This window comes from Nocardioides aquaticus, assembly GCF_018459925.1.
Lineage (GTDB): Bacteria > Actinomycetota > Actinomycetes > Propionibacteriales > Nocardioidaceae > Nocardioides > Nocardioides aquaticus.
In genome coordinates this window covers 1268986-1283382 of record NZ_CP075371.1, presented here as the reverse complement: position 1 = coordinate 1283382, position 14397 = coordinate 1268986, and the positions used below count along the sequence as shown (strand labels likewise).

At 74.3% G+C, this 14397-nt stretch carries 15 protein-coding genes; 9 read left to right on the top strand and 6 right to left on the bottom strand.

The genetic code is table 11. From position 1 onward, the window contains the following. Positions 1 to 91 precede the first annotated feature (91 nt). Complete coding sequence (locus tag ENKNEFLB_RS06225; protein WP_214058404.1) at positions 92 to 685, top strand: hypothetical protein; 594 nt, start codon at positions 92 to 94, stop codon at positions 683 to 685. 124 nt (positions 686 to 809) lie between these two features. On the opposite strand, the gene ENKNEFLB_RS06220 is transcribed toward ENKNEFLB_RS06225, so the two are convergent. Then, the gene (locus ENKNEFLB_RS06220; protein ID WP_214059341.1) at positions 810 to 1964 is read right to left on the bottom strand and encodes an acyl-CoA dehydrogenase family protein; all 1155 of its coding nucleotides are present in this window, start codon (positions 1962 to 1964) and stop codon (positions 810 to 812) included. A 63-nt stretch (positions 1965 to 2027) separates the two neighbouring features. Here ENKNEFLB_RS06220 and ENKNEFLB_RS06215 point away from each other — a divergent pair, with 63 nt between their 5' ends. Both ENKNEFLB_RS06215 and ENKNEFLB_RS06210 read left to right on the top strand, forming a co-directional pair. Further along, positions 2028 to 2453 carry a CoA-binding protein gene (locus tag ENKNEFLB_RS06215; protein WP_214058403.1) on the top strand — a complete coding sequence of 142 codons (426 nt, stop codon included), beginning with the start codon at positions 2028 to 2030 and terminating at the stop codon, positions 2451 to 2453. Positions 2454 to 2537: 84 nt separating this feature from the next. Next, positions 2538 to 2834, top strand: a complete 297-nt coding sequence (locus ENKNEFLB_RS06210; protein WP_214058402.1) for a hypothetical protein — start codon at positions 2538 to 2540, stop codon at positions 2832 to 2834. Between the two features lie 16 nt (positions 2835 to 2850). On the opposite strand, the gene ENKNEFLB_RS06205 is transcribed toward ENKNEFLB_RS06210, so the two are convergent. From ENKNEFLB_RS06205 to ENKNEFLB_RS06185, 5 genes are all read right to left on the bottom strand, one after another. Then, positions 2851 to 4020 carry a heparan-alpha-glucosaminide N-acetyltransferase domain-containing protein gene (locus ENKNEFLB_RS06205; protein ID WP_214058401.1) on the bottom strand — a complete coding sequence of 390 codons (1170 nt, stop codon included), beginning with the start codon at positions 4018 to 4020 and terminating at the stop codon, positions 2851 to 2853. Then, positions 3995 to 4561 carry a 5-(carboxyamino)imidazole ribonucleotide mutase gene (gene purE, locus ENKNEFLB_RS06200; RefSeq protein ID WP_214058400.1) on the bottom strand — a complete coding sequence of 189 codons (567 nt, stop codon included), beginning with the start codon at positions 4559 to 4561 and terminating at the stop codon, positions 3995 to 3997. Before purE ends, ENKNEFLB_RS06205 begins: the two co-directional genes overlap by 26 nt. Positions 4562 to 4565: 4 nt before the next feature. Further along, entirely contained in the window at positions 4566 to 5690 is a 1125-nt protein-coding gene (locus ENKNEFLB_RS06195; protein WP_246535983.1) for a 5-(carboxyamino)imidazole ribonucleotide synthase, read from the bottom strand. Positions 5691 to 5787: 97 nt separating this feature from the next. Continuing rightward, the gene (locus ENKNEFLB_RS06190) at positions 5788 to 6825 is read right to left on the bottom strand and encodes an adenylate/guanylate cyclase domain-containing protein (RefSeq protein ID WP_246535866.1); all 1038 of its coding nucleotides are present in this window, start codon (positions 6823 to 6825) and stop codon (positions 5788 to 5790) included. Between the two features lie 8 nt (positions 6826 to 6833). Next, positions 6834 to 7673, bottom strand: a complete 840-nt coding sequence (locus tag ENKNEFLB_RS06185) for a biotin--[acetyl-CoA-carboxylase] ligase (protein ID WP_246535865.1) — start codon at positions 7671 to 7673, stop codon at positions 6834 to 6836. An 82-nt stretch (positions 7674 to 7755) separates the two neighbouring features. Here ENKNEFLB_RS06185 and ENKNEFLB_RS06180 point away from each other — a divergent pair, with 82 nt between their 5' ends. From ENKNEFLB_RS06180 to ENKNEFLB_RS06155, 6 genes are all read left to right on the top strand, one after another. Continuing rightward, on the top strand, positions 7756 to 9387 hold the full coding sequence (locus tag ENKNEFLB_RS06180; RefSeq protein ID WP_214058397.1) for an acyl-CoA carboxylase subunit beta: 1632 nt from the start codon (positions 7756 to 7758) through the stop codon (positions 9385 to 9387). After that, positions 9387 to 9611 carry an acyl-CoA carboxylase subunit epsilon gene (locus ENKNEFLB_RS06175; protein WP_214058396.1) on the top strand — a complete coding sequence of 75 codons (225 nt, stop codon included), beginning with the start codon at positions 9387 to 9389 and terminating at the stop codon, positions 9609 to 9611. Before ENKNEFLB_RS06180 ends, ENKNEFLB_RS06175 begins: the two co-directional genes overlap by 1 nt. Positions 9612 to 9842: 231 nt before the next feature. Further along, positions 9843 to 11579 carry an alkaline phosphatase D family protein gene (locus ENKNEFLB_RS06170; protein ID WP_214058395.1) on the top strand — a complete coding sequence of 579 codons (1737 nt, stop codon included), beginning with the start codon at positions 9843 to 9845 and terminating at the stop codon, positions 11577 to 11579. Continuing rightward, positions 11576 to 12214, top strand: a complete 639-nt coding sequence (locus ENKNEFLB_RS06165; RefSeq protein WP_214058394.1) for a Maf family protein — start codon at positions 11576 to 11578, stop codon at positions 12212 to 12214. Before ENKNEFLB_RS06170 ends, ENKNEFLB_RS06165 begins: the two co-directional genes overlap by 4 nt. Next, positions 12211 to 13449 (top strand): MFS transporter, encoded by a 1239-nt coding sequence (locus ENKNEFLB_RS06160; RefSeq protein WP_214058393.1) that lies wholly within the window; start codon positions 12211 to 12213, stop codon positions 13447 to 13449. Before ENKNEFLB_RS06165 ends, ENKNEFLB_RS06160 begins: the two co-directional genes overlap by 4 nt. A 10-nt stretch (positions 13450 to 13459) precedes the next feature. Then, on the top strand, positions 13460 to 14296 hold the full coding sequence (locus ENKNEFLB_RS06155) for an alpha/beta hydrolase (RefSeq protein WP_214058392.1): 837 nt from the start codon (positions 13460 to 13462) through the stop codon (positions 14294 to 14296). Positions 14297 to 14397: the final 101 nt, after the last annotated feature.

The following is a 14397-nucleotide window of genomic DNA, read 5'->3' as shown; positions in this document are numbered from 1 at the left end:
CGGGCCGACGACCGTCCGGCGACGGGCCGGTGCGGGCCCGGGGGCCGAGGCGTGTCCGGGAACGGCCCCCGACGCGGGTACTGTCGGGGACATGGTCGATTCCAGCACTGTCAGCACCGAGACCGACCTGACGGACGAGGAGACGCCCGAGGCGGAGCCCGTCCTCGAGGGCGAGGAGCTCCGCGTCGCCCGGGCCGAGGCCGCCCGGGAGGTCCTCCTCGGCACCGCGGGCCGCTACCACGACGTCATCACCTACCAGGCGCTCGGCGCCGCGGTGGTCGAGCGCACCGGCGTCCACACCAAGCAGCTGCTCCAGTACTGGATCAGCGACGTCCTGCTCCGCGTCGCCCGTGAGTGCGCCGCCCGCGACGAGCCGAACCTGGCCTCGCTGTGCGTCAACAACACCGGCAGCGTCGGCGAGGGCTACCGCGCCGCGGTCCTGGCCGTCACCGGCGAGGAGCCGGCCGACGCCGACGACCACGCCGCGGGCCAGCGCCTGGCCTGCCACCGCTACTTCGAGGCCACCAACCTGCCCGAGTCCGGCGGCCAGGCCGCCCTGGCCCCCAAGCTGGCCGCCAGCCGCTCGCGCGCCCGCAAGAACGCCTGGGAGGCGCGCGAGATCCCGCTCTGCCCGGACTGCAACCTGGCCCTGCCGGCCAACGGCGTCTGCGACGAGTGCGCCTGACCCAGCCGAGATGACGCGCGCGGACCGTCGAGGTGCCGCTCGCGGACACCGGCGTCGATGACAGCAGCGGATCACTGCCACCTGGTGGCAGTGATCCGCTGCTGTCGTACGGGGCGGTGCGGCGTCAGAGCTGGGACTGCACCCCGGCCAGCAGCTGGCGCGCCATCACGATCCGCTGCACCTGGTTGGTGCCCTCGTAGATCTGGGTGATCTTCGCGTCGCGCATCATCCGCTCGACCGGGTAGTCGCGGGTGAAGCCGTACCCGCCGAGCACCTGCACCGCGTTGGTGGTGACCTCCATGGCCACGTCGGAGGCGAAGCACTTGGCCGCGGCGCCGAAGAAGGTCAGGTCGGGGTCGTTGCGCTCGGAGCGCCCGGCGGCGGCGTACGTCATCTGGCGCGCGGCCTCCACTTTCATGCCCATGTCGGCGAGCATGAACTGCAGGCCCTGGAACTCCGCGATGGACTTCCCGAACTGCTGGCGCTCCTTGGCGTAGTCCAGCGCGTAGTCGAGCGCACCCTGGGCCACGCCGACGGCCTGCGCCGCGATGGTGACGCGGGTGTGGTCGAGGGTGCGCATGGCGAGGTCGAAGCCCTGACCCTCCTCCCCGACGATCCGGTCACCGGGGATCCGGACCCGGTCGAAGTAGACCTCCCGGGTCGGGGAGCCCTTGATCCCGAGCTTCTTCTCCGGGGCGCCGAAGGTGACGCCCTCGTCGGACTTCTCCACGACGAAGGCGGTGATGCCGCGGGTGCGCTTCTCGGGGTCGGTGACCGCGAGGACGGTGTAGTACTCCGAGACGCCCGCGTTGGTGATCCACCGCTTGACGCCGTCGAGCACCCAGTCGTCGCCGTCGCGCACGGCTCGCGTCCTCATCGCGGCGGCGTCGGACCCGGCGTCGGGCTCGGAGAGGCAGTAGGAGAACCCGCCCTGGCCGGCGGCGAGCCTGGTCAGGTACTTCTCCTTGACCGCCTCGCCCCCGCCGAGCTGGACCGGGAGCGAGCCGAGCTTGTTGACCGCCGGGATCAGCGACGCCGAGACGTCGGCGCGGGCGACCTCCTCGATCACCAGGCAGGTCGCCAGCGCGTCGGCGCCGGCGCCGCCGTACTGCTCGGGGACGTGCGGGGCGTGGAAGTCCGCGGCCTGGAGCGCGTCGTGCGCCTCCTGGGGGTAGCGGGCCTCCTCGTCGACGGCGGCGGCCCACGGGGCGACCTTGTCGGCACAGATCGCCCGGACGGCCTCCCGGATCGCCTGGTGCTCCTCGGACAGCGCGTACATGGGGTAGTCACTACTCACGGGTAGCAGTGTAGGCCGCGGGGAGCCGGGGCCTAGGTTGGCGGCATGACGTCTGACGGCACGACCACCTGGCAGGACCCCGAGGTCGTCCGGGCGATGCTCGACGACAGCACGACGTGGGCGGTGGTGGGCCTGTCCGGTGACCGCTCGCGCACGGCGTACGAGATCGCGCGGCTGCTGCAGGACCGGGGCAAGCGGATCGTGCCGGTGCACCCCTCGGCGCCCACCGTGCTGGGCGAGCAGGGGTACGCGACCCTGGCCGAGATCCCGTTCCTCGTCGACGTGGTCGACGTCTTCCGTCGCTCGGAGGCCGCCGGCGAGTTCGCCGACCAGGCCGTGGCCATCGGCGCCGGCGGCGTGTGGTTCCAGCTCGGCGTGCTCGACGAGGCCGCCTTCGAGCGCACCCGGGCCGCGGGCGTGCCGATGGTGATGGACACCTGTCCCGCGATCGAGTGGCGTCGGCGGCGCTGACGCATCGCCGGCGTGTTCCGGTCGTGCCCAAGGTCACCGCGTCGTCCCCTTGGATCGTTCCAAGACCAGGAGGAGACTGGTGTCATGACCACCCCCACCGCGTCCCCCGTCCCCGCCCGTCGCCTGGTCGAGGAGGTCGACGAGCTGCACGACCACTACGCCCGCGCGATCAACGACGCCGTCGAGGACGACCGGATGCACCTGGTCGACGAGCTGGCGGCCGCCTACGACCGCGACGTCGTGCAGCTGATCGCCGAGCGCGAGGGCCGCACCGACCAGCTGCACCTCTTCGCCCCCGCGCAGCGCCCCAGCCGGCTGCGCCGCCTGGTCGCCCGCCTGGCCCAGCGCGCCTCCGCGGCCGGCCACCTCCCCGCCGCCTGAGTCGGGGAGGACCCGCCTAGCGCCCCGCGATCCGCCGCGGCAGCAGCCCCACGGCCCACTCCAGCGGTCCGCGGCGTCCCACCGCGACCAGGACGGCCCCAGACCACAGCAGCACCAGCAGGTGCCAGCGGAACGAGCCCGGCTCCTCGGTGGGCCACACCTGCTCGGTGCGCATGACCACGTGCAGCGCGTAGAGCGACAGCGTGGCCGTCCCGGCCCCGAACACGACGGCCACCACGCGGACGGCCCCCCCGCCGGCCAGGCCGACCCCCGCGACCAGCAGCAGGCACGCGCCGATCACGAGCACCGCGCTGCCGCCGGTCTGCAGCAGGTCGAACGGGGTGGTGCTGTGCGGGGCGACCACGGCCAGCCAGCGCCACTCCCCCAGCGGGGTCTGGCCGAACATGCCGCCCTCGACCGCCGCCAGGTCGTCGCCGGTGAAGCCGACCGCGGCGCTGGCCACCCAGGAGGCGATCGTCGCGCCGACCGCGACCAGGAGCCCGACCACCGCGAGCCGCAGCGCGGTGCCGACCGGTCGCAGGTCGAGACGGCCGAGGCCCATCCCGAGCAGCACGTAGGCCAGCCAGCAGAACGCCGGGTAGTAGCCGGTGAACAGCAGCTCGCCCAGCAGCCGGACGGGCTCCTCGAGCTGCTCCGGCGCCGGGCTGTCGAACTGCCGCGGCGGCAGCTCCGGGCGGACCACCTGCGAGACGAGCGGTGACATCACGGCCCAGGCCACGGCCAGGCCGAGCAGGGCCCGCGCCCGCAGCGCCAGGAACGGCAGCGCGAGCAGCATCACGACGCCGTAGTAGGTCAGGATCACCGCGATGCCGGTGTCCAGCAGCCCCAGCAGCAGCCCGATCCCCGCGACCAGCACCGCCCGTACCGCCAGCCCGGCGGCGTCCCGGGCCAGCCACCCCCCGGCGTGCGGCCGCGAGCCGCCGCTGACCAGCGCCACCGAGACCCCGAGCAGCACCGCGAACAGCGCCGAGGCGCGTCCCCCGGCCAGCCACTGCGTCGTCGTCAGCATCCCGTCGACGTCGGTGGCCGGCAGCACGTGCGTCGCCACCATGCCGAGCAGCGCCAGGCACCGGGCGACGTCCAGCCCGACCAGCCGCCCGGCCCGCCCCGGACCGGCCGCGCCGGTCGTCCGGGTGCGCTCAGAAGCCGGCGCGCGACCCGCCACGACCACCTCGTACGCTCCCGCGCACCGCCTCGCCCTTGGCCTGCGCCGAGGACCTCAGCTCGGCCTGGAAGTCGACCATCCGCTGCTGCAGCGCGGGGTCCGCGGCGGCCAGCACGCGGACGGCCAGCAGACCGGCGTTGCGCGCCCCGCCGATCGAGACCGTCGCGACCGGCACCCCGGCCGGCATCTGCACGATCGAGAGCAGCGAGTCCATCCCGTCGAGGTGGCGCAGCGGCACCGGGACGCCGATCACCGGCAGCGGGGTGACCGCGGCGAGCATCCCGGGCAGGTGGGCGGCGCCCCCGGCGCCGGCGATCACGACCGACAGCCCGCGGTCGGCAGCACCGCGGCCCCACGCGAGCATCTCGTCGGGCATCCGGTGCGCGGAGACCACGTCGGCCTCGTAGGCGACGTCGAACTCCTCGAGCGCCTCCGCGGCCAGCTTCATCACCGGCCAGTCGGAGTCCGAGCCCATCACGATGCCCACCCGGGCCCGGCCGTCCGCCGCGCCGCGCGCCGGGCCGTCGGTCTGCTCGCTCATCTGCTCACTCGCTCTCGTTGCCGAGGTCGCCGCGGAACCAGGCCGCGGCGTGCCGCGCCCGCTCCAGGCAGTCCTCGAGGTCGTCGCCGTAGGCGTTGACGTGCCCGACCTTGCGGCCGGGGCGCAGGTCCTTGCCGTAGAGGTGCACCCGCAGCCGCGGGTCGCGGGCCATCGCGTGCGGGAAGCCGTCGTAGAGCCGGCCGACGGGCTCGCCGTCGCGCTCGGGGGCGCCGAGGATGTTGACCATCACCGTCCACCGCTCGCGGGCCTGCGGGGAGCCCAGGGGCAGGTCCATCACGGCGCGCAGGTGGTTCTCGAACTGCGAGGTCACCGCCCCGTCCTGCGTCCAGTGACCGGTGTTGTGCGGGCGCATCGCGAGCTCGTTGACCAGGATCCGCCCGTCGCGCCTCTCGAAGAGCTCGACGGCGAGGATGCCGGTCACGTCGAGCTCGCCGGCGATCCGCAGCGCGACCTGCTGGGCGTGGGTGGCCAGGTCGGGGTCGAGGTCGGGCGCCGGGGCGACGACCTCGAGGCAGATGCCGTCCTGCTGGGTCGAGGCCACGACGGGGTACGCCGCGGCCTGGCCGCTGGGCGAGCGCGCCACCAGCGCGGACAGCTCGCGCCGGAAGTCGACGAGCTCCTCGGCCAGCAGCGCGACGCCGCTCTCGCGGGCGGCGGCGAAGGGCTCGTCGCAGTCCGCGGCGGAGCGGACCACCCACACGCCCTTGCCGTCGTACCCGCCGCGGGTCGTCTTCAGCACGCACGGGAAGCCGAAGGCGGCCACGTCGTCGGGCCCGGCGTCCTCGCCGAGCAGGAGGTGGCGCGGGCAGGGCACGCCCATCGCGGTCAGCCGGGCACGCATGACGGCCTTGTCCTGGGCGTGGACCAGCGCGTCCGGGCCGGGGCGGACGGCCAGGCCGTCGGCGGCCAGCGCGTGCAGGTGCGCGGTCGGGACGTGCTCGTGGTCGAAGGTGACCGCCGCACAGCCGGCCGTCAACGCCCGGAGGTCGTCCAGGTCGCGGTGGTCGCCGACCCGGTGGTCGGGGATGACCTGGGCGGCGCTGACCCCCTCGGCCTCGGCCAGCAGACGCAGCGGCAGGCCCAGGGCGATGGCCGGCTGGGCCATCATCCGGGCGAGCTGGCCGCCTCCGACGACGGCGAGGACGGGTGCGGGCTCGGACACGCGGCGACCCTATCCGGAGCCCACGACGGCCCCGGGCGCCGGATCAGTGGCGCCAGACCGCCAGCGGCTCGAGGATGCCGAACCCGCGGACCGGCCGCGCGGGCAGCCGGCGGGTCTCGAACTGGTCGTGCGGGAGCTGCTCGGCGGTGGCGGCGTCGATGATGATCCGGTTGCGGCGCGCCACCGTGGTCAGCCGCGCGGCCAGGTTCACCGGCGGTCCGAACACGTCGCCGAGGCGCAGCACGACCGAGCCGCTGGCCAGGCCCACGCGGACGTCGGGCATCCGGGTGTCGCGACCGATCTTGTTGATGATGCCCTCGGCGGTCTCGAGGGCCCGCACGGGATCGGCGTTCACGAAGAGCACCGAGTCGCCGATGCTCTTGATCACCCGTCCCTGCTGCAGCGCGACCACGTCGGCGCAGCGGGACTCGAACCGCTCGATCAGGTCGCCGACGTCCTCGCGGCTGATCTGGTTCGACAGCGCGGTGAAGCTGACGATGTCGGCGAACCCGACGGTCACCTCGGTGCTGTGCAGGTCCTCCTCGTTGGCCCCGAGCGCCTCGATCCGCCCCACCGCGGCCGCCAGGTGGCGCCGCCAGGCGTAGACCAGGAGCTCCTCGAACGGCTCGCGCAGCCGCTCGACGAGCCGGACGGCGTCGTCGGCGGCCGTCGCGGGGGCGGTGGTGCCGCGCGCCTCGATCTCCTCCACGCGGTGCACCAGCGTGCCGACCTGCCAGTCGGCGAGCCGGGCCATCGTCTGGCCGACCGCGCGGGTGGTGCCGACCGCCAGGTCGAGGTCGACGAGCTCGCCGTCGACCAGCCCGACCAGGTCGCCCAGCGCGGCCACGTCGGAGTCGGTGAACGCCCGGGCGTCGCCGTGGTCGGGCAGCCCCAGCGCCCGCCACAGCCGTCGCACCTGCGCGGTCGGGACACCGAGGGTCTCGGCGACCTCGGCCGCGGCGTACGCCGGCTCCTCGCGCAGCAGCGCGCTCTCGACCCGGTCGTCGGGCGCGGGAAGGCCGTCGCCGCGCAGCGCGGGCTCCGGCTCGGGAGCGTCCTGGGGCCGTTCGTCGGGGGGCACGGACCCGATCATCCCAGGAACCCGGCCGACGGGGGCGTCGCGGCGGGCCGGGGCCGTACGTGGACGACGTCACCGGCCGCGACCGCCACGTCCTGGCCGTCGTCGGTGCGCACGACGAGGCGGCCGGTCGCGTCGACCGTGCGCGCCAGGCCGCGCAGCTCCTGCTCGCCCGGCAGCGCGACCCGTACCTGGCGACCCACGGTGACGCACTCGCGGGCGTACGCCGCGCGGAGCCGGTCCGCGCCCCCGACCGCGACCCAGTCCTCGTGGGCGGCCACGAGGTCGGTCAGCAGGCCCACCAGCAGCGCGGTGCGGTCGACCGGGCGGCCCGTCACCAGCCCGACCGAGGTCGCGGTCGGGACGGGCAGCTCGTCCTCACGCAGGTCGGCGTTGACGCCCACGCCGACCACGGCGACCGGTCCGCGCGGGCCGTCGACCCGCTCGACCAGGATCCCCGAGATCTTGCGGTCGTCGACCAGGACGTCGTTGGGCCACTTGACCCCACCGTCCACGCCGTGGCGGCGCAGGGTGCGGGCGGTGGCCAGGCCGGTCAGCAGCGGCAGCCACGGCCAGGACGCCGCCGGCACCTCCGGGGCCAGCACGCACGAGTAGACCGCCGCCGTCCCGGGCGGCGTCTCCCACCGCCGGTCCAGGCGGCCCCGCCCACCCGTCTGCTCCTCGGCGACCACGACCAGCCCCGGCGAGGCGCCGGCACGGACGTGCTCGGCGGCCAGGGCGTTCGTGGACGCCGTGGTCGCGACGAGCTCCAGCGTGAGACCGAGCGGGACCAGACCGGTCGCCAGGGCGTCCGGGTCGAGGGGTGGGCGCGAGCCCGGAGGAGCGGTCACGGGTCTAGATTGGCGCAGGTCCCAGCACCCCCTCAGGGCGGGCCCCTCCGGGGGCCGCCGTGCGAGAAGGAGACCGACCAGCGTGAGCGCCCAGCCCGGAGAAGGCACCGAGGTCCCCGAGGACCTCGACATCCACACCACCGCCGGCAAGCTCGCCGACCTCGACCGCCGCCTCGACGAGGCCGTGCACGCCGGGTCGGCCAAGGCCGTCGAGAAGCAGCACGCCAAGGGCCGCCAGACCGCCCGCGAGCGGATCGAGCAGCTCTTCGACGAGGGCAGCTTCGTGGAGCTCGACGAGCTGGCGCGGCACCGCTCGACCGCCTTCGGGCTGGAGAAGAACCGCCCGTACGGCGACGGCGTGGTGACCGGGTACGGCACCATCGACGGCCGCCAGGTGTGCGTGTTCTCCCAGGACTTCACCGTCTTCGGCGGCTCGCTGGGCGAGGTCTACGGCGAGAAGATCACCAAGGTGATGGACCTGGCGATGAAGACCGGCTGCCCGATCGTCGGGATCAACGAGGGCGCCGGCGCCCGGATCCAGGAGGGCGTGGTCTCCCTCGGCCTCTACGGCGAGATCTTCCGCCGCAACGTGCACGCCTCCGGCGTCATCCCGCAGATCAGCCTGATCATGGGCTCCTGCGCCGGCGGCCACGTCTACTCCCCCGCGGTCACCGACTTCACCGTGATGGTCGACGGGACGTCCAACATGTTCATCACCGGCCCCGACGTGATCAAGACCGTCACCGGCGAGGACGTCACGATGGAGGACCTCGGCGGCGCCCGGACGCACAACACGAAGTCCGGCAACGCCCACTACCTCGGCGCCGACGAGACCGACGCGCTGGAGTACGTCAAGGGCCTGCTGTCCTACCTGCCGCAGAACAACCTCGACGAGGCGCCGTCCTTCCCCGAGGACGAGCTCGACGCCGCCGGGCTCGAGGTCACCGACCTCGACCGCGACCTCGACACCCTGATCCCCGACTCCCCCAACCAGCCCTACGACATGCGCGACGTGGTCGCCGCCGTCCTCGACGACCAGGAGTTCCTGGAGGTCCAGGAGCTGTTCGCGCCCAACCTCGTGGTCGGCTTCGGCCGCGTCGAGGGCCACTCCGTGGGCATCGTCGGCAACAACCCCTCGCAGCTGGCCGGCACGCTCGACATCGACGCCTCCGAGAAGGCGGCCCGCTTCGTGCGCACCTGCGACGCCTTCAACGTGCCGGTGCTGACCTTCGTCGACGTGCCGGGCTTCCTGCCCGGCACCGACCAGGAGTGGAACGGCATCATCCGCCGCGGCGCGAAGCTGATCTACGCCTACGCCGAGGCCACCGTCCCGCTGGTCACCGTGATCACCCGCAAGGCCTACGGCGGGGCGTACGACGTGATGGGCTCCAAGCACCTCGGCGCCGACCTGAACCTGGCGTGGCCGACCGCGCAGATCGCGGTGATGGGCGCCCAGGGCGCGGCCAACATCCTGCACCGCAAGGAGCTGGCCCAGGTCGAGGCCGACGGCGGCGACGTCGAGGCCCGCCGCACCGAGCTGATCGACGAGTACGAGACCACCCTGGCCAACCCCTACATCGCCGCCGAGCGCGGCTACGTCGACGCGGTCATCCAGCCGCACGAGACGCGGGCCGAGGTTGTCCGGGCGCTGCGGCTGCTGCGCACCAAGCGCGAGACGCTGCCGCCCAAGAAGCACGGGAACATCCCGCTCTGATGGCCGCCGAGGACGAGACCCCGGCCCCGCCGGCGCTGCGTGTCGTGAAGGGCGACCCGACACCCGAGGAGCTCGCGGCGCTGGTCGCCGTGATCGCGGCGATGGGCGGCGCCGAGGCACCGGCCCCCCGCCGTACGTCCGCGTGGTCGGCGCCGCGGCGACGTCACCGCGAGCCGCTGCACCACGGCGTCGGTGGCTGGCGGGCCAGCGGCCTGCCTCGCTAGGCCCGGCGACATCCCGGTCGATGGGTGATCTGCACTCACCCGGCGCACGCAGATCACACATCGACCCACCGGCGTACGTACCCACCTGTCCGGAACCGTCACCTCGACGCGCCGGGAGCGTCATCTCGGCTGTCCGCGCGCGTCATCTCGGCGGTGGGACCTCCAGCCCGGGCGCCGGGGCCGCTGCACCGGGTGAACACCGTGCGGGATGCCGCGTGCGACGCTGAAACCATGTCTGCCCTCGTCCTCGGCCCCCTGCTCCGCCACGTCGACGAGACCTCCGCCTCGATCTGGGTGGAGACCGACGGCGCCGCCGTCGTGACGGTCCGCGCCGGGGACCAGCAGGAGCACGTCGGGCGCACGCGCACCTTCCGCGTGCACGGCCACCACTACGCGCTGGTGCACGTGGACGGGATGACCAAGGGCGGCAAGTACCCCTACACCGTCGAGGTCGACGACGGGTCCGGCGCCGAGCAGGTGTGGCCCGAGCCGGGCTCGCCCTACCCGCCGTCGCTGATCCCCACCCTCGACGTCGAGAAGCCGCTGCGGATGGCCTTCGGGTCGTGCCGCACCGCCGTCGAGCACGACGCCGAGGGCAACAAGACCCACGGCGTCGACGCCCTGCGCGCCTACGCGCTGAGGATGGCCGGCGTCACCGAGGCCACCGAGGGCGGCGACCCCGACCCGGGCGGGGTGCGCTGGCCCGACCTCGTGCTGTTCCTCGGCGACCAGGTCTACGCCGACGAGACCACCTCGGCGATGCGCGAGTTCATCTCGTCGCGCCGCGACATCGAGCAGGCGCCGTGGACCGAGCTGCAGGACTACGAGGAGTACGCCCACCTCTACCTGCTCGCCTGGAACGACCCCGCCAACCGCTGGCTGCTCTCGACGGTGCCGTCGGCGATGATCTTCGACGACCACGACATCCGCGACGACTGGAACACCAGCAAGGCCTGGAAGGACGAGATGGAGGCCACCGACTGGTGGCACAGCCGGATCGTGGGCGGCCTGGCGTCGTACTGGGTCTACCAGCACCTCGGCAACATGACGCCCGAGGAGCGCAACGCCGACCCGATCTGGAACCGCGTCGAGGCCCGCGACGCCTTCGACCCCGACGGCGAGGTCGACATCTCCGAGGCGCTCGACGCGTTCGCCGACCGCGCCGACCAGGAGCCGACGTCGTACCGCTGGAGCTACGTGCGCCAGTACGGCACCCAGGCGCGGCTGGTCGTCATCGACTCGCGCGCCGCCCGGGTCCTCGAGGAGGACCAGCGCAGCCTGCTCGACGAGGCCGAGATGGAGTGGCTCGACGACCAGATGCGCGGCGACGTCGACCACCTGCTCGTCGGCACGTCCCTGCCCTACCTGCTCGCTCCCGGCCTGCACTACGTCGAGGCCTTCAACGAGGCGCTCTCCGGCGGCGCGTGGGGCGCCCGCGGCGCGAAGCTCGGCGAGACGCTGCGCCAGGGCGTCGACCTCGAGCACTGGGCCGCCTTCCAGGACGCCTTCCAGCAGGTCGCCCGGATGACGCTGGAGACCTCGCGCGGCCAGCGCGGCCGGGCGCCGACCACGGTCACCTTCCTGTCCGGCGACGTGCACCACAGCTACGTCTCGGAGGCCCAGCCCACCCGTCGGGAGGCCCGCTCCGGACCTCCGCTGAAGAGCCGGATCATCCAGGCCGTGTGCTCGCCGATCCGCAACCCGCTGCAGCGCGAGTGGCGCTACGCCACCGCGATCGCCTCCTACGGCGTCGCCGGCCCGCTGGGGCACGTGGTCGCCCGCTCGGCCAAGGTGCCCGACGCGCCGCTGCGCTGGCGGCTGGCCCGCGGCCCGTGGTTCGACAACAACCTGGCCACCCTGGAGATCACCGAGCCCGGCCTGCGGATCTGGTGGGCCACCGGCGACGTCGAGGGCGACGACCACGCCCACCCGCGGCTGCGCTCGGTCTCCGAGGTCACCGTCCCGTGACCCATCCGCTCGACCCGGACCTCCCGCCCGTCCCCTTCGTCCTGGCCTCGGCCTCCCCGGCCCGGCTGGCGACCTTGCGCAGCGCCGGTCTCGACCCGCTCGTGGTGGTCTCGGGCGTCGACGAGTCCGTGCTCGACGGGCTCCCCCCGGCCGAGCTGGCCCCGGGCCTGGCCGAGCTCAAGTGCGCCGCGGTCGCCGACCGCGCCGAGCAGCACGGCTTGCCTGCCGGGGCGCTCGTGCTGGGCTGCGACTCCGTCCTCGAGCTCGACGGGGAGGCGCTGGGCAAGCCCGTCGACGCCGAGGACGCCGTACGCCGGTGGCACGCGATGCGCGGCCGCTCCGGCGTCCTGCACTCCGGGCACTGCCTGCGCGACACCGCGACCGGTCGGACTGAGCTCCGCGGCGCGGCCACCACGGTCCACTTCGCCGACGTCGACGACGACGAGGTCGCGGCGTACGTCGCGACCGGCGAGCCGCTGCACGTCGCGGGCGCGTTCACCGTCGACGGCCTCGGCGGCGCGTTTGTCACCGGGATCGAGGGCGACTACCACACCGTGGTCGGCGTGAGCCTGCCCCTGCTGCGCACGATGGTCCGGGCCCTGGACCACTCGTGGACCGGGCTCTGGAGCCGATGAGGGGCACCACACGCCGCAGCAGCACGACCCCGCCGGAGAGGATCCCGATCCCCGGCGAGCTCAAGGTCCTGATCGGCTCGGCCTTCGTGATCGCGATCGGCTTCGGCCTGGTCTCGCCGGTGCTCCCGGCCTACGCCCGCAGCTTCGACGTCGGCGTCGCCGCGGCGTCGCTGGTGGTCTCGGCGTTCGCGTTCTTCCGCCTGGTCTTCGCCCCCGCCGGGGGCGCCCTGGTGACCCGGCTCGGTGAGCGGCCGGTCTACCTGACCGGGTTGCTGGTCGTCGCTGCCTCGTCGCTGGCCACCGCCTTCGCGCAGTCCTACACCCAGCTGCTGGTGCTGCGGGGGCTCGGCGGGATCGGGTCGACCATGTTCACCGTCTCGGCGCTGGCGCTGCTGGTGCGGCTGGCTCCCCCGACGATCCGCGGGCGGGTCTCCTCGGCCTACGCCAGCTCGTTCCTGGTCGGCGGCATGCTCGGGCCGGTCTTCGGCGGGGCGCTGGCCACCTTCGGCCTGCGGCTGCCGTTCGTCGCGTACGCCGTGGCGCTCGTCCTGGCCGCGGCGGTCGTCGGGTTCCGGCTCAGCGGCGCCGCGCTCCGCCCGCCCGTCGACGCCCCTCCCCGGCCGCCGATGCCGCTGCGGGACGCCCTGGCCCACCCGACGTACCGCGCCTGCCTGGCCTCGGCCTTCGCCAACGGCTGGTGCAACTTCGGTGTCCGGGTCGCGATCCTGCCGCAGTTCGCGGTGGCCGTGCACGACGAGACCTGGGTGGCCGGGGTGTCCCTGGCGCTGGCCGCGGCGGGGACCGCCGCGACGCTCCAGGTCGCGGGCCGGGTCGCCGACCGCACGGGGCGACGGCCGCTGGTGCTCGTGGGCCTCGTCGTGACCGCGCTGGGGCTCGGCCTGATCGGGCTGAGCGGGGACCTGCTGGTGCTGCTCGTCCTCTCGGCCGTCTCCGGGGTCGGCGCCGGACTGGTCAACCCCGGTCAGCAGGCGGCGGTCGCCGACGTCGTCACCGCCGAGCGCAGCGGCGGCACGGTCCTGTCGACCTTCCAGATGGCGCAGGACGCCGGCGCGATCGGCGGGCCGATCCTGGTGGGCGTCGTCGCCGACCAGGTCGGGTACGGGTGGGCGTTCGCCACCACCGCGGCGGTCAGCCTGGTCGCGCTGCTGCCCTGGCTGCGCGCGCCCGAGACCCTCCCGCGTGCCGACGAGCCGGCCGGGCCCGCCACGGCCTAACGTCGGCCCCATGACGACGCCCTCCGCCACGCCCAGCACCGACCTGCAGCTCGACGGCCACGCCGGCCCCCTCGTGGGACGCCGCTGGGAGGCCACCGACCCGACCTGGGTCGCGCTGCTCGTGCACGGCTACGGCGAGCACGTCGGTCGCTACGAGCACGTCGCCACCCGCCTCACCGCGGCCGGTGCGGCCGTGTGGGGCGTGGACCACGTCGGCCACGGGCGCAGCAGCGGTGAGCGGGTGCTGGTGGGCGACATCGACCGCGTCGTCGACGACGTGCACCTGCTCGAGGACGCCGCCCGCGCCGCGTACCCGGGGCTCCCGGTCGTGCTCGTCGGGCACTCGATGGGCGGCCTGATCGGCGCCCGGTACGCCCAGCGCCACGGCGCCGACCTGGCTGCGGTGGCGCTGAGCGGTCCGGTGCTCGGCGAGTGGGCCGCGGTCACCGCGCTGCTGGGGGCCGAGGAGATCCCCGACGTCCCGATCGACCCGGCCACGCTGTCGCGCGACGCCGCGGTCGGCGAGGCGTACGTCGCCGACGACCTGGTCTGGCACGGCCCCTTCAAGCGCCCCACTCTGCAGGCGCTCGTGACCGCGATGGGCCGGGTGACCGAGGCCGGCGCCGTGACCGGCACGCCGCTGCTGTGGCTGCACGGCGAGGACGACCAGCTCGTGCCGATCGGGCCGTCCCGCGCCGGGTGGGAGGCGCTGTCGGCCGGCAACCCCGCAGCCGAGCAGCACACCTACCCCGAGGCGCGGCACGAGATCTTCAACGAGACCAACCGCGACGAGGTGCTCGGCGACCTGCTCGCCTGCGTCGCCCGCCACGTGCCCGTACGCGCCTGACCCCGCCCGCCGCGGCCCGGCCGGTCAGCGGCGGCCCGGCCGGGCAGGCGCCGCTGTAACGCTGTGTTACTTCATCTGGTGCGGTGTCATGACGCCGCACC

What these genes read in the sequence shown, in the direction of transcription:
- purE (WP_214058400.1), bottom strand. Translation starts at nt 4,561, where the DNA reads ATGAGCGAGCAGACCGACGGCCCGGCGCGCGGCGCGGCGGACGGCCGG.
- ENKNEFLB_RS06155 (WP_214058392.1), top strand. Translation starts at nt 13,460, where the DNA reads ATGACGACGCCCTCCGCCACGCCCAGCACCGACCTGCAGCTCGACGGC.
- ENKNEFLB_RS06210 (WP_214058402.1), top strand. Translation starts at nt 2,538, where the DNA reads ATGACCACCCCCACCGCGTCCCCCGTCCCCGCCCGTCGCCTGGTCGAG.
- ENKNEFLB_RS06160 (WP_214058393.1), top strand. Translation starts at nt 12,211, where the DNA reads ATGAGGGGCACCACACGCCGCAGCAGCACGACCCCGCCGGAGAGGATC.
- ENKNEFLB_RS06225 (WP_214058404.1), top strand. Translation starts at nt 92, where the DNA reads ATGGTCGATTCCAGCACTGTCAGCACCGAGACCGACCTGACGGACGAG.
- ENKNEFLB_RS06195 (WP_246535983.1), bottom strand. Translation starts at nt 5,690, where the DNA reads ATGATGGCCCAGCCGGCCATCGCCCTGGGCCTGCCGCTGCGTCTGCTG.
- ENKNEFLB_RS06215 (WP_214058403.1), top strand. Translation starts at nt 2,028, where the DNA reads ATGACGTCTGACGGCACGACCACCTGGCAGGACCCCGAGGTCGTCCGG.
- ENKNEFLB_RS06170 (WP_214058395.1), top strand. Translation starts at nt 9,843, where the DNA reads ATGTCTGCCCTCGTCCTCGGCCCCCTGCTCCGCCACGTCGACGAGACC.
- ENKNEFLB_RS06220 (WP_214059341.1), bottom strand. Translation starts at nt 1,964, where the DNA reads ATGTACGCGCTGTCCGAGGAGCACCAGGCGATCCGGGAGGCCGTCCGG.
- ENKNEFLB_RS06175 (WP_214058396.1), top strand. Translation starts at nt 9,387, where the DNA reads ATGGCCGCCGAGGACGAGACCCCGGCCCCGCCGGCGCTGCGTGTCGTG.